14 protein-coding genes are annotated in these 13,100 nt (G+C 38.2%); 6 read left to right on the forward strand and 8 right to left on the reverse strand.

Going from position 1 to position 13,100, the window contains the following annotated elements; all coding sequences use genetic code 11:
• Positions 1–31 precede the first annotated feature (31 nt).
• On the reverse strand, positions 32–1,348 hold the full coding sequence (locus tag F598_RS0109045; RefSeq protein WP_019038728.1) for a DEAD/DEAH box helicase: 1,317 nt from the start codon (positions 1,346–1,348) through the stop codon (positions 32–34).
• 149 nt (positions 1,349–1,497) lie between these two features.
• Positions 1,498–2,592 carry a redox-regulated ATPase YchF gene (gene ychF / locus F598_RS0109050; RefSeq protein ID WP_019038729.1) on the reverse strand — a complete coding sequence of 365 codons (1,095 nt, stop codon included), beginning with the start codon at positions 2,590–2,592 and terminating at the stop codon, positions 1,498–1,500.
• A 287-nt stretch (positions 2,593–2,879) separates the two neighbouring features.
• Between ychF and F598_RS0109055 the strand changes: the two genes are divergently transcribed.
• Both F598_RS0109055 and F598_RS0109060 read left to right on the forward strand, forming a co-directional pair.
• Entirely contained in the window at positions 2,880–3,119 is a 240-nt protein-coding gene (locus tag F598_RS0109055; RefSeq protein WP_019038730.1) for a ribbon-helix-helix domain-containing protein, read from the forward strand.
• Complete coding sequence (locus F598_RS0109060) at positions 3,112–3,396, forward strand: type II toxin-antitoxin system RelE/ParE family toxin (RefSeq protein WP_019038731.1); 285 nt, start codon at positions 3,112–3,114, stop codon at positions 3,394–3,396. The genes F598_RS0109055 and F598_RS0109060 overlap by 8 nt, the downstream gene beginning before the upstream one ends.
• Positions 3,397–3,404: 8 nt before the next feature.
• Here F598_RS0109060 and F598_RS0109065 read toward each other — a convergent pair whose 3' ends face one another.
• The 3 genes from F598_RS0109065 to F598_RS0109075 form a co-directional block, all read right to left on the reverse strand.
• Entirely contained in the window at positions 3,405–4,709 is a 1,305-nt protein-coding gene (locus F598_RS0109065; protein WP_019038732.1) for a Y-family DNA polymerase, read from the reverse strand.
• Positions 4,709–5,161, reverse strand: a complete 453-nt coding sequence (locus F598_RS0109070) for a LexA family protein (RefSeq protein ID WP_019038733.1) — start codon at positions 5,159–5,161, stop codon at positions 4,709–4,711. Before F598_RS0109070 ends, F598_RS0109065 begins: the two co-directional genes overlap by 1 nt.
• Positions 5,162–5,308: 147 nt before the next feature.
• Positions 5,309–6,631, reverse strand: a complete 1,323-nt coding sequence (locus F598_RS0109075; RefSeq protein WP_019038734.1) for a DUF2254 domain-containing protein — start codon at positions 6,629–6,631, stop codon at positions 5,309–5,311.
• Between the two features lie 78 nt (positions 6,632–6,709).
• On the opposite strand from F598_RS0109075, the gene F598_RS14555 reads away from it, so the two are divergent.
• A complete protein-coding gene (locus F598_RS14555; protein ID WP_019038735.1) occupies positions 6,710–7,279 on the forward strand; it encodes a class I SAM-dependent methyltransferase in 570 nt (189 codons plus the stop codon).
• Position 7,280: 1 nt separating this feature from the next.
• Here the strand turns inward: F598_RS14555 and murA are convergent, their stop codons facing one another.
• From murA to F598_RS0109095, 3 genes are read right to left on the reverse strand one after another with little or no spacing between them, the layout of a single operon-like run.
• On the reverse strand, positions 7,281–8,594 hold the full coding sequence (murA, locus tag F598_RS0109085; RefSeq protein WP_019038736.1) for a UDP-N-acetylglucosamine 1-carboxyvinyltransferase: 1,314 nt from the start codon (positions 8,592–8,594) through the stop codon (positions 7,281–7,283).
• Entirely contained in the window at positions 8,595–9,236 is a 642-nt protein-coding gene (locus tag F598_RS0109090) for a DUF4290 domain-containing protein (protein WP_019038737.1), read from the reverse strand. It lies immediately after the preceding gene.
• 52 nt (positions 9,237–9,288) lie between these two features.
• Positions 9,289–9,585, reverse strand: coding sequence for a DUF493 family protein (locus F598_RS0109095; protein WP_026302624.1), 297 nt, complete (start codon positions 9,583–9,585; stop codon positions 9,289–9,291).
• A gap of 65 nt (positions 9,586–9,650) precedes the next feature.
• On the opposite strand from F598_RS0109095, the gene F598_RS0109100 reads away from it, so the two are divergent.
• Genes F598_RS0109100 through fmt form a run of 3 tightly spaced genes read left to right on the forward strand, consistent with a single transcriptional unit; the run spans position 9,651 to position 13,059 of the window.
• Positions 9,651–10,202, forward strand: a complete 552-nt coding sequence (locus tag F598_RS0109100) for an AAA family ATPase (protein WP_019038739.1) — start codon at positions 9,651–9,653, stop codon at positions 10,200–10,202.
• A complete protein-coding gene (locus F598_RS0109105) occupies positions 10,199–12,109 on the forward strand; it encodes a RecQ family ATP-dependent DNA helicase (RefSeq protein WP_019038740.1) in 1,911 nt (636 codons plus the stop codon). The genes F598_RS0109100 and F598_RS0109105 overlap by 4 nt, the downstream gene beginning before the upstream one ends.
• A complete protein-coding gene (gene fmt, locus F598_RS0109110; RefSeq protein ID WP_026302625.1) occupies positions 12,106–13,059 on the forward strand; it encodes a methionyl-tRNA formyltransferase in 954 nt (317 codons plus the stop codon). The genes F598_RS0109105 and fmt overlap by 4 nt, the downstream gene beginning before the upstream one ends.
• Positions 13,060–13,100: the final 41 nt, after the last annotated feature.

The following is a 13,100-nucleotide window of genomic DNA, read 5'->3' on the forward strand; positions in this document are numbered from 1 at the left end:
ACTCTTAATAATAAAAGTTCAGAAATACTTATCATTCTAATACTCTGATACGTACTTTTTTAGTCTTTAATCTGGAGTTGTTTAAATCAGCGACTAAGGCTTCGGCTAAACTTGAAGGTACAGCCACGAAGGCACAGTCTGGTTTCAGTTCAATCCTTCCAAGCTGATCTTTATTGAGTTTTCCCTGTTTAAAAAATAAGCCAGCGATGTCTCCCTTAGAAATTTTATCTCGTCTTCCTCCTGAAATGAACAAGGTTTTCCAATACCTGGGTTTAAGGGATGCTTTTGTGGAGATGTTAGCCTCTTGAGCTCCTTTTATAAAGTCTGGTAGGGATTGACCTTTACTTTGAAGCAGATAGGCTGTTCCCTTAGCATTCACTCGCGCAGTTCTCCCATTTCTATGGATAAATTCTTCTTCGTGAATCGGCAATTCGTAATGAATGATAAATTGCAGCTCTGGGATGTCGATTCCTCTTGCAGCAAGATCGGTAGCTACCAAAAGTTGTGAACTGCCATTTCTGAATTTGATCAAAGCCTGCTCTCTATCTTTTTGCTCCATCGTCCCAAAAAAACAGAAATGACTGATCTCATGATGACTCAAATAATCACTCACCTCTTGTATACTGTTTCTTAGATTACAAAACACAATGCCTTGCTGGTTTCCTAGATGCTGAATGAGCTCCACCAGTGTATCCAATTTATTTGGAGAAGGAGAACTCACCGTTTTGAGGCTTAGCTTGGGGTTTAGCTTTTGATCCAGGTAATTAACAATCGTAGGTTGAGCTAATCCAACAAATCCTGGGATTTTTACACTCTGAGTCGCAGAGGTTAGTATACGTTTCTCGAGATTGGGAAGCTGATCTAAAATTGATTTCATATCCTCTTCAAAACCGACTTCCAGTGACTTATCAAACTCATCCAAAATAAGCGTTTTGATACTTGCTTTTGAGAATCGTTCAAGGTTAAAGTGATCTAAAATTCGACCTGGAGTACCAATCAGAATAGCTGGGTTATGCTTAATTTCAATTTTATCCTTAGATACAGGCCGTCCTCCATACACGGCATTGACTTTATAGCCTGAACCCATCGAACGAATTACCTGCTCAATTTGAATAGCCAGTTCTCTGGAAGGTACTAATATAAGGGCTTGAACCTCTTCAGATTCAGGATTCAACATATCTAGTAAGGGCAACGAAAAAGCCAGCGTTTTTCCTGTTCCCGTGGGAGATAACAATAAAGTATTATCATGTTGTTCAATCAGAGGAATCGCTTCTTCCTGCATTGGATTAAGCAGCTGAATATTCAGCTTTTGCAAAATCTCTTCCTGTGATTTTATTGGATTGGCCATAGGGCGTTACATTATAAATTATGAATTGATAGGTTAACCCTAAGCTAGCTCAAACCGAAAGAGCTGTTATCAGTTATCGGTTTTTATTATCCGACAAGTTCACTATTCACTAAAAACTAATTACCAGTCACTAGTCGCTAATGTCTATTCTAAACATTAAACCTAAAATTCATGATGTCACCATCCTGCACGATATATTCTTTACCTTCTACATTGAGTTTCCCTGCATCACGGACTTTAGCTTCACTGCCGTAGCTTACAAAATCATCGTATTTTATAACTTCTGCACGAATAAATCCGCGCTCAAAATCGGTGTGAATCACACCAGCTGCCTGAGGAGCCGTTGCTCCCACTTTTACAGTCCAGGCCCTTACTTCTTTTTTCCCAGCCGTAAAATAAGTCTGCTGATTCAGCAATCGATAAGCCGAACGAATTAATTTTCCGGCACCTGGTTCTTCTAGACCAATATCCTCTAAAAACATTTGTCGTTCCTCATAATCGTCTAATTCTGCAATATCTGCTTCAATGCCAACTGCCAATACCAATACTTCTGCATTTTCATCCTTTACCGCTTCTCTTACGCGATCTACATGCGTATTTCCCTTTACAGCAGAGCCTTCATCCACGTTACAGACGTACATCACTGGTTTATCGGTGATAAATTGCATAGGCTTAACAAAATCTGCCCGATCTTCGTCAGAAAATGTTAACGCACGAACAGAAGTTCCACTTTCTAAACCAGTTTTCAAAGTTTCCAGTACGCTCATTTCACGCTGTGCCTCTTTATTTCCGGTTTTAGCTGCTCGCTTGGTTTTTTCCATCTTCTTCTCTACCGATTCCAAATCTTTCAATTGCAATTCGATATCTATGGTTTCCTTATCCCGAATCGGGTCGATGTTTCCATCCACGTGCACCACATTATCGTCATCAAAACATCGCAATACGTGTAAAATCGCATCGGTTTCTCTTATGTTTCCAAGGAATTGATTACCCAGTCCTTCTCCTTTACTAGCCCCTTTTACAAGACCGGCAATATCTACAATCTCCACAGTTGCAGGGACTACACGCTCTGGATTCACCAAAGATTCCAGCTTTTCCAATCGTGGATCTGGGACGTTCACCACCCCGATGTTGGGCTCTATCGTACAAAACGGAAAATTGGCGCTCTGCGCTTTTGCATTGGAGAGCGAGTTAAATAAAGTCGATTTTCCTACGTTGGGTAAGCCTACAATTCCTGCTTTCATATTGAGTAATCTTCAAATTTTAAAAGCTGCAAAGTTACAGTTTTTTGAACAGATTACCTCTTCTTTATCAGAGTGTAATTATGTAGAGTTTTTTATTCGGATTTTGATGTCGTAAGGCTTTAAGAGTTTTACCTGTTAGCTTAAACTTTCCCGTTTATCTTTTCACTCGTCTGGGGTGTTCAGTTTCCACTGAAGGACTTGTAGCAAATTAGTCCTTTCTTCTCAGAATTTTTAAACCTTGGTAATTCGATGTATATTTGGTGTAATTTTGCACCAAATAATTAATCATGAGCAGACAAAGTATTTCATTGACAGAACCAAATGACGACTGGTTAAAAGATCAGGTAAAGAGTAATGAGTACTCGAGTAAGAGTGAGCTCATCAATGATTTGATTCGCCAGGCTAGACACCAGCAAGTTCAAATCGACTGGATTCGCGCTAAGCTCGAAAAGGCTGAAAGTAGTGGATTCACCAATAAGTCGAAAGCAGAAATATTAGCAGAATCCAAGTCTTTACTTAATGGCTAATTATAAATTAAGTCGTGTTGCAAAAGATGATTTGATAAGAATACATCATTATGGCGTTCAAAAGTTTGGGCTTTTACAAGCAGATCACTACTTTGAAACCTTCTTTGAATATTTTGATATTATTGCTCAACAACCCTTTTCGTTTGAGTCTGTAGATCATATTAAAAAAGGCTATAGACGATGTGTTTTTGGATCAGATAGTATTTATTACAAAATAAATAATGCTACTGTTGAAATCATGACCATCGTTGGTCAACAAGATCTGAGCAGCATTTAAGTCTATTTTCACAATGCCCTAAGTTTTGGGGAGCCCTTATTTTTCTTGGCCTTACCCACTTTCACTTCAATCACATGATTCAGGCTTGTCGTATAGGCCTGGGAAAGTCGCTCTCTTCTCATTTTCCAAACCCTTCCCAGATCCTGGCTTCCCAAACGCACTGCACCTGTGCCATATACTCCATTTAGCCGGTCAATTTTATGCATCAATTCCTTATGTTTAGGATTTTCTGCGGTAAAAAAGGCCAATTGCCTTTCATTCTCAGGAACCAGTCCCATCACAATGACTCCTGCCTTTTTATAATAATAGTCAGGGTGGTAAATCTTTTTTAGCCCTTCTACAGCAAACTTGACCAGATCTATGCTGGAATTGGTAGGATATCCTGTTTGCACCACAATGCTATTCTGGTACTGAGGCAGGTCCTGACGAAACTTATTGGTTTTTAGGAAGACGTACACCATCTGGCAACAACTCCCCTGGCGTCGTAATTTCTCTGCCGATTTGATTGCAAAACTACTCACCCGTTCTCGTACATAATCAAAGTCTTTATACTGCTTATCGAATGAACGGGTGGTAGCGATGGCTTTTTTATTGGCTGGGGTTTCCAGCTCTAAGGTCCGCCGACCCTGCAGCTCTTTCTTAAGACGCAAGCCCACAACACTCATTTGCTTTCTTACCCATTCGTCTGGCAATTCAGAGAAATCATAAGCGGTATGAATGTTATGTTTTTTGAGACGTAGCGCGTGTTGGCGACCTATGCCCCAAACGTCTTCAATTTTAAGCCACTTCAAAGCTTTTATACGTGCAGTATCATCCTTCATGATGAAAACACCCTTAGTACGATCGGGAAATTTTTTAGCAATACGATTGGCGATTTTACTCAGCGCTTTCGTAGGAGCTAGACCTATACTGATAGGAATGCCCGTCGATTTTTCAACCACATACTTCATTTTCTCGCAATAGCTTTGCATATCATAATTACCGAACCCGCTGAACTCCAAAAAGGACTCATCAATGCTGTAGATTTCAATATCTGGAGTAAAGGTAGAGAGGATATTCATCACTCTGGCACTCATGTCGCCGTACAGGGCATAGTTAGAGGAAAACACCCGGATGTTATGCTTTTTAAATAGAGTCTCAAATTTATGGGTAGGTGCTCCCATGGGTATTCCCAGAGCCTTAGCTTCGTTACTTCTGGCAATCACACAACCATCGTTATTGGAGAGAATCACCACAGGTTGATCTCGCAAGCTAGGATTGAATACTCGCTCGCAGGACGCATAAAAATTATTACAGTCTACCAGGGCAAACATCAGTCTACTTTTTTAATCACGGTAGTGACTACCCCCCAGATAATAAACTCATTGTCGGCAGTCACTCTTATTGGTTCGTATTCTTTATTTTCGGGCATAAGCCAAATGATCTCTTTTTCTTTTTTGATCCGCTTCACCGTGAATTCACCGTCGATAAAACAAACAGCTATTTTTTTGTTCCCGGGTTCAAGGCTTCTATCAATAATAAGCAAGTCTCCGTCGTTGAGCCCCGCTCCTATCATACTCTTTCCCCTTACGCGAGCGTAAAAGGTAGCGTTTGGGTTTTTGATGAACTCTCGGTTTAGATCGATTTTGATATCCAGGAAATCGTCAGCTGGACTTGGAAATCCTGCACTAATCCCTTGATTTACAAATGGTAAATCCAAGCTTCTGGATAGATCTGGAGGATAAATTTCCAAGGCTCGATTGGCCTGATGAACCAAATGTAGCATACTTACTTTTTCTACAAATTTAGGATATATTCCAATTTATTGGAATATATCCTAGTTAATTAACATTCGTCCAATCGACAAAATCATATCTCCTGAAGAGACAATGCATTGCACATCGAAAACAGTAAACTAACTCAACAAAAAAAGCTATTGCTCCTCAGTATTTAAAATATGATGACTCCGGCTGCGCATATCTTCTAGGTCATGGCTGTCTTCGAAGGAGTCTTCTGCTACCTTTAGAATCATCTGAGCGTGCTCTTTAACTGCGTTTTTATGTGTAGAAAAGGTTGTAAAATTGTGGATTTTGATCATGGCCTCCATAAGACGAATGACCACTGCAGGACTACCTTTAGAAAACTGTCTGATTTGTAAAAAAGCAGCATCCAGCATACCCTGATAAGTCAAAGGAATGTAAGCGTATCTCAGCTGGTCTTCTTCATCAAATTTATATTTGGAAGGAAACTTAACGTGGGTGAGGTAACACATGGTGGAGGTAAGATTATCGATACAGGAAATCGCCGTAAAAGGATCATTAACCCCTGGTGATAAGGCTCTACAGGCGATCTCCACCATCTGATGAATAGAATGCTCGGCGTCCTGCTGACGCGTTCTGGCATTTCCAATCACAAAATTATCTCCAAAATCCATGACAGACTCTTCTGTAAATTCAGATTTAGAGTATAACTTTAACATCGACTCTCCTTTTACAAGGTAACTTCCCACCCGATGCAAGGACACGATGATATAATCATTGGCTTTGGCCGCTTCAAAAAGGGATTGGCTATGCAAATATTGCAAATAACCGCTTTGGGGAGCTAGAAGGGTTTTAACATTCGGGAAATCTTCAAGGTAATGATCCAAATCTTTACTGTGCTCTGTAGGTTCTTCATCACCTTCAAGTTCCTCGGAGAAAATGCTTTCTATGTTTTTCATCAAGGCTGTAGAAATATCAGAAATAACCTTTTCGGCCTGTATACTCGTCGAAATAAAGTGAATAAAAATAATCAACAGGACAATATTTCCTATGGCAATGAGAATAGCGACCAGAATGGATAAGGTAGGGATAAAAGTCTCAGTTTCATTTTCTTTTACCACATTTAGCACAATAAGACAGTACACGTATGTAGAGACATATGTACCAAGCACCACCTGATTAAGGCGTTCGTGCATAAAATTCTTGAGCAAGCGAGACCCAAATTGTGAGGAGGCCAGAGTAAGAGCCACCAGGGTAATTGAAAAGACAGTTCCGGCCACTCCTATCATCGCACCAGAAATAGTAGACAAAACGCTTCTGGCCGAATCTGCACTTTCTGTAATGATAAAACTGAAGTACTTCAAAGAGGCGATGTCCACAGAGCGATCTATGACGATAAGTCCTGAAGCCAAAGCGATTGAAAATAAAATAATAAGTACAGGAACAAACCAAAAGCTACCTGCCACCTCTTTCAATAAAAAACGAATTTTACCCATAAATTACCTTTTAGAATCTAAATGTAAACTTTTTAAGGCGTTTATCCGTACATCTTCATAGATTGCGAAAAAAGTGATATGTCTTTCTACAGATTCATTTCTACCCTTAAAGATAAGCGGAGGTCGATTTTCAAAGCGAAATTGTTAGGTGATTTTATCGACCATAGAGAGACTGTTTTGGATATTGGCACCGGTAGCGGGAGTTTTGCCAATTACCTGATAAAAAATGGTTTTGATGTGAGTACTGTAGATGTGGTGGATAAAACAACCCATTCCCAAATTAATCCTATTATTTATAACGGTAGGGATCTTCCTTTTGAAGATCATAGTTTTGAGGCCTCCATGCTGATTACGATTTTACACCATTGTCAAGACCCTGATCAGGTGTTTGCAGAAGCGGTTCGTGTCTCTAAACATAAAATAATCGTTCTGGAAGATGTGTATTCCAACTGGGTCATGAAACGATTAACCTGGTTTATGGATTCGCTTGTGAATATGGAGTTTAGAGTTCATCCCCATACCAATAAATCTGAGGCTGAATGGGAGGCATTGTTCGAAAAGCATCAGTTAGAGGTTAAAAAAAAGACCAAAACTAAGGTTTTGGCCATTTTCACTCAAGTGATGTATCATTTAGAAAAGAAAGATTAAACTAATCGTAGCGATTGATTTTAGCGCCTATGGCTTTCAATCTACCATCAATATTTTCGTATCCTCTATCGATCTGTTCAATATTGTGAATCGTAGACGTTCCTTTAGCAGAAAGTGCAGCTATCAATAATGAAATTCCAGCTCTAATATCGGGACTGGTCATCGTTGTAGCTTTGAGTTGAGACTCAAAGTCGTGCCCAATCACTGTGGCCCGATGCGGATCGCAAAGGATAATTTTTGCACCCATATCGATGAGCTTATCCACAAAGAACAATCTGCTCTCAAACATTTTCTGATGAATCAAAACACTTCCTCTGGCCTGAGTGGCCACAACCAGCATAATACTTAATAAATCTGGAGTAAAGCCAGGCCAAGGCGCATCACTGATGTTCATGATAGAACCATCGATAAACGAAGCGACTTCGTATCCATCTTCATGTGCAGGAATATAGATGTCATCGCCTTTACGCTCAAGTTGAATCCCAAGTTTTTTGAAAGTCACAGGAATTATACCTAAGTCATCCCAGCTTACATTTTTTATGGTAATTTCACTTTTGGTCATGGCTGCCAGTCCAATCCAGGAGCCAATTTCAATCATATCTGGCAAAACCCGATGTTCGCATCCAGTTAAAGCTTCAACACCCTTAATTTTCAGCAGATTGGATCCAATCCCTTCAATTTTAGCTCCCATAGACACTAGCATTTTTGATAGTTGCTGAATATAGGGCTCACAGGCCGCATTATAAATCGTGGTAGTTCCTTCAGCAAGTACTGCTGCCATCAAAATGTTAGCCGTCCCCGTAACAGAGGCTTCTTCCAGAAGCATATCTTTACCTTTAAGACCATCAGGGGCCTCAACACCGTAAAAGCGCTCTTCTTTGTTGTATCTAAATTTGGCTCCGAGTTCAATAAAACCACCAAAGTGAGTATCCAAACGTCGACGGCCAATTTTATCGCCTCCTGGTCTGGGAATATATCCTTTACCAAAACGACCTAAAAGTGGACCTACAATCATGATTGAACCTCTAAGGCTACTTCCCTCCTCTTTAAATTTCTGACTTTCTAAGTACTCCAGATTCAATTCATCTGACTTAAAGGAATAGCTTCCTTTACCCAACTTTTGAATCTTTACACCGAGGTTGCCTAAAATCTCAATCAGTTTATTGACATCTCGAATGTCTGGAATGTTATGAATTTTGATTTCATCGGAGGTTAGTAATACTGCACAAAGAATTTGTAAAGCTTCGTTTTTCGCCCCCTGAGGCTGGATTTCACCTTTTAGCTGATGTCCTCCTTCAATCTGAAAAGTTGCCATTTAATACTTGCGTTTGCGATTGCGATTATTATTCTTAAAGTTTTTCTTTTGAGGCTTCGAGCGTTTATTAGCTTGTTTTACCAAAGTGTTCGCATCGCTCAACTCATCTGTATCTGCTTTTAAATCCAGTTTACCATTACTAAGCTCTCTAAGATGGTCGAATATTATCTTATCTGAAACTGAATCTTTATTCCAGTTCAAATAACATTTTTTCATGTGGTTGGCAATATTATACATCAAGCCCTCTTTCATTTCACCATCTTCAATTTTAATGGCCTCATCAATCATCCGTTTTATATTATTCCCGTAAAACCTATATTTTGGAAAATTTTGTGGATAAGCTAGAGGCTCTGGTCTTGAGTAAAGTTCCTCTCGGGATGGTTTCGGGAAAGGAGAATCTACATCCAGTTCAAAATTACTTATGATAAATAACTGGTCCCAAAGTTTATGCTGAAAATCTGGTACATCTCTAAGGTGAGGATTCATATTCCCCATGACATCGATAATGCTTTTTGCGGTTTTGTTTCGCTTTTCATCATCTTCAATAGTTTTGGCATACTCTACCATTTTCTGAATGTGCCTTCCGTATTCTGGTATTTTAAGATCGTTTCTTTCAGAATTGTATTCTAAGTAAGTTATCAATGGTCTTTGTTTTAAATAAGATTTGCAAAATAAGCATTTAATTTCAGTCTCGTTATAGAGATATCACATTCTCTATCTTTTCACCTACTTCTTTATATTTTTCAATCACAATATCTGGAGAATTTAGCGTGACATTTATTGAAACGCTGGTATATTTGCCCTTTGAAGATTTTTTTGTTGAAATAACAGCTCCTAGATTATCAAAAATAGAGATTAAATGATCTAAATTTTCTTGATCTGAAGAAGGAACAATGAATTTATAAAGGTAAGGTGCAGGCCAGTCACTTGTTTTCTTTAGCCTTTTACGCAATTTTATATAAAATTCCTCTGAAGATTTATCGGACATCATGATCTGTTATTTTATGCAAATATACTGTTATTACCTATTTTTATAAATTCTATCACTATTAATCTATGACCAAATTTAAGCCCGTTAAAAACCTATTAATCGGTGGTCCGAGTACCGGGAAATCTTCAGTTTTAGAAGCCTTAACCGATAAAGGCTATTGGTGTTTTCCAGAAATATCTAGAGAAGTCACTCTTGAAGCAAGACAACTGGGTATTGATCATCTTTTCCTCGACAATCCTCTAAAATTTAGCGAAATGTTACTAAAGGGAAGAATTAAGCAATTTGAGGAGGCTGAAAATTTATCTGCTCAACATGTTTTCATAGATAGAGGCATCCCGGACGTCACTGCATACATGGATCATTTTGGACAAGATTATCCTAAAGCGTTTAGAGAAGCGAATAAAAGTTACGTTTATGACAAGGTCTTCTTGTTCCCCATATGGAATTCGATTTATACTACAGATAGTGAAAGATTTGAAGGTCTGGAGTTAGCAAAGCAACTACAAGATGTTCTTATTTCAACATATAAAGAATTAGGATACAACTTAATTGAGGTTCCTAAAACCAGAGTTGAAGATCGAATCAACTTTATATTGAATGAAACTCAATACGCATGAATATCTCTCCTCGGGACATCTTAAAGCAATACTGGGGTTTTGAAGACTTTAAATCTTCCCAGAAAATTGCAATTCAATCTGTCCTGGAGAGTCAAGACACTTGCGTTTTCCTTCCTACAGGTGGTGGGAAATCTATTTGCTTTCAAGTTCCAGCTTTAGCAATGCCGGGCATCTGCATCGTTATTTCTCCATTGGTAGCATTGATGGAAGACCAGGTAGAAAATTTAAAGACAAAAGGAATTAAGGCTCAACTCTTAAAAAGCGGGATGTCCTTCAAAGAAATAGATCAAAAACTAGATAATTGTGTATATGGTAATTATAAGTTTTTATATCTGTCGCCAGAACGCCTTCAGCAGGAACTAGTTCAACAGCGCATTTTGAAAATGAATGTCAATTTGATAGCAGTTGACGAAGCCCATTGTATTTCTCAATGGGGTCATGATTTTAGGCCAGCTTACAAAGAAATTCATAAATTAAAAGAATTACAACCCAAGGTTCCTATAATAGCACTAACGGCAACTGCAACAAAACAGGTTAAGAAAGACATTCAGGAAGAACTTGAACTTCACCAGCCCAAAATTATTGAGGAGAGTTTTAAACGAGAAAATATAGCTTTTCTAAAGCGGTATTCCTATGATAAAATCAATGAGCTCTACTCCTCTTTAAAATCATCTAATTCCAGCAGTATTGTTTATGTTCGTAATAGGTCAACCTGTCAAGAATTATCTAGCTTCTTAAATAAAAAAGGACTCAAGGCCACTTTTTATCATGGTGGTGTCTCTACAAACGATAAACAAAAGCGTTTGGTCTCATGGCTAACAGAGGAAACTCCTGTAATGGTAGCCACCAATGCCTTCGGAATGGGGATTGATAAATCCAATGTAAGGCTCGTTATTCATTATCATCTGCCAGAAAGCCTTGAAAGTTACTATCAGGAAGCCGGAAGAGCTGGAAGGGATGGTAAGGCCGCTCAAGCTATGATGCTTTATAACGATAGCGATAAACAACGGCTTACCAATCAATTTATAAAGACCATTCCTCAATTTGAAACCGTTCAGGTTGTCTATAAATCGATGATGAAGCATTTCAGAATCGCCTATGGAGAGGGTCAAGAGACTACTCATGATTTTAATTTTCATGAATTTTGCTCAAAATATAAGCTTCATACTATTCTCACCTTCAATACATTAAATTTATTGGATCGTCTAAGTGTGATAAGTTTAGATAAGTCCTTTCAAAAAAAAACCAGGCTAAAATTTTTGGTATCCAGCGAGCGATTAATCGACTTTATAAACCATCATACCCAATTCGCTTTATTAATAAGAACACTACTTAGAACTTATGGAGGGGTCTTCGAGCAGGAATTGAATATCAATACACAATTGCTTCAGAAAAAAACGGGATATAACGAGAAAGAAGTCATTGCTCAACTGGAAGCTTTGGAAAAACATGGGTTGCTTGAAGCTGACTTTATAAAACAAGATCTAAGCATTACTTTGATCAAACCAAGAGAAGATCAATATACCTTAAATCCACTTCGAAAATATATTTTTCAATATCAAGAAAATAAGCTTGGAAAAGCAAGGAGTGTTTTGGAGTATGTAGAGGAACATTATAACTGTCTTCAAAATTTCATACTCAACTACTTTGGTGAACAAAATCATTTGGATTGTGGTCAATGTAGTAATTGTATGAATAAAAAGGAGAAAAAAATAAATAAACCAAATAATGAACAGGGGAAAATCATCCAGAATTTTATAATGACCCAACTTGCTCAATCCGATTTAAATTCAAGAGATATTATTGAAAAGAGTGATTTTCCTAAAGAAGCAATTTTAGAAACCCTTCAACTCCTGATTGAGAAAGGACAAATCAAGTTAACACAAAAAAACACCTATAGTTTATGAATAAATTACGCGTACTTTTCATGGGTACACCAGAATTTGCAGTCGGCATATTAGACCAATTAATTAATGCCGAAGTTAACATTGTGGGAGCTGTAACCGCCCCAGATAAACCAGCAGGGAGAGGTAAACGTTTATCATCTTCTGCCGTAAAACAATATGCTGTAAAACATCAGCTTGAAGTTCTACAGCCCACAAATTTAAAATCTGAAGACTTTCAAAACGATCTTAATCGGCTTAATCCCAATTTAATTATTGTCGTAGCCTTTAGAATGCTTCCTAAAGTAGTATGGAGTTATCCATCCTACGGAACCTTTAATTTACACGCCTCTCTACTGCCACAATATCGTGGAGCAGCACCAATAAACTGGGCAATCATCAATGGTGAAAAGGAAACTGGTGTAACGACCTTTTTCATCGACGAAAAAATCGATACTGGAAATATCATCGGCTCTAAACGGATTTCTATTTCAGACGAAGATAACGTCGAAAGCCTTCATGATAAATTAATGTCACTTGGTGGAGAACTTGTTGTTGAAACCGTAAGGAAAATAGAAAGAAATGAGCTTAAGGAAATCCCTCAGCCTAATGATCAGTTTTTAAAACCTGCTCCAAAGCTAAACAGAGAAAACACTAAAATTAATTGGAATGCTAATGGTAAAGATATCGTAAATTTTGTGAGAGGCCTTACTCCATTTCCCACAGCCTGGACCGAGCTAAATGTAGGTAATGAATCACTAAAAGTTAAAATATTCAAGGTAGAGCATGTCAATAAAATACATTCTTTAAATATTGGGAGTAGTTTTTATGATAAAGAGCATAAGAGTATTGGAGTAGCTGTTAATGATGGGTTCGTTTACCTTAAGGAGTTACAATTGCCAGGAAAAAAACGAATGCAAGCCCTGGCGCTAGTAAACGGCATGGGCTGGAAAAATCATTTTTACTTTGTTTAAGAGGCTTTGGTATGATAAAAAATTGTTTTTTTTTACTAAAG

Source organism: Psychroflexus tropicus DSM 15496 (assembly GCF_000378765.1).
GTDB lineage: Bacteria > Bacteroidota > Bacteroidia > Flavobacteriales > Flavobacteriaceae > Psychroflexus > Psychroflexus tropicus.

Bases quoted from the DNA above. Each gene is read 5' to 3' on its own strand.
- F598_RS0109045 (WP_019038728.1), bottom strand. From the start codon at position 1,348: ATGGCCAATCCAATAAAATCACAGGAAGAGATTTTGCAAAAGCTGAAT.
- F598_RS14555 (WP_019038735.1), top strand. From the start codon at position 6,710: ATGTCTTTCTACAGATTCATTTCTACCCTTAAAGATAAGCGGAGGTCG.
- fmt (WP_026302625.1), top strand. From the start codon at position 12,106: ATGAATAAATTACGCGTACTTTTCATGGGTACACCAGAATTTGCAGTC.
- F598_RS0109100 (WP_019038739.1), top strand. From the start codon at position 9,651: ATGACCAAATTTAAGCCCGTTAAAAACCTATTAATCGGTGGTCCGAGT.
- F598_RS0109055 (WP_019038730.1), top strand. From the start codon at position 2,880: ATGAGCAGACAAAGTATTTCATTGACAGAACCAAATGACGACTGGTTA.
- F598_RS0109070 (WP_019038733.1), bottom strand. From the start codon at position 5,161: ATGCTACATTTGGTTCATCAGGCCAATCGAGCCTTGGAAATTTATCCT.
- ychF (WP_019038729.1), bottom strand. From the start codon at position 2,592: ATGAAAGCAGGAATTGTAGGCTTACCCAACGTAGGAAAATCGACTTTA.
- F598_RS0109095 (WP_026302624.1), bottom strand. From the start codon at position 9,585: ATGATGTCCGATAAATCTTCAGAGGAATTTTATATAAAATTGCGTAAA.
- F598_RS0109105 (WP_019038740.1), top strand. From the start codon at position 10,199: ATGAATATCTCTCCTCGGGACATCTTAAAGCAATACTGGGGTTTTGAA.
- F598_RS0109060 (WP_019038731.1), top strand. From the start codon at position 3,112: ATGGCTAATTATAAATTAAGTCGTGTTGCAAAAGATGATTTGATAAGA.
- F598_RS0109065 (WP_019038732.1), bottom strand. From the start codon at position 4,709: ATGTTTGCCCTGGTAGACTGTAATAATTTTTATGCGTCCTGCGAGCGA.
- F598_RS0109075 (WP_019038734.1), bottom strand. From the start codon at position 6,631: ATGGGTAAAATTCGTTTTTTATTGAAAGAGGTGGCAGGTAGCTTTTGG.
- murA (WP_019038736.1), bottom strand. From the start codon at position 8,594: ATGGCAACTTTTCAGATTGAAGGAGGACATCAGCTAAAAGGTGAAATC.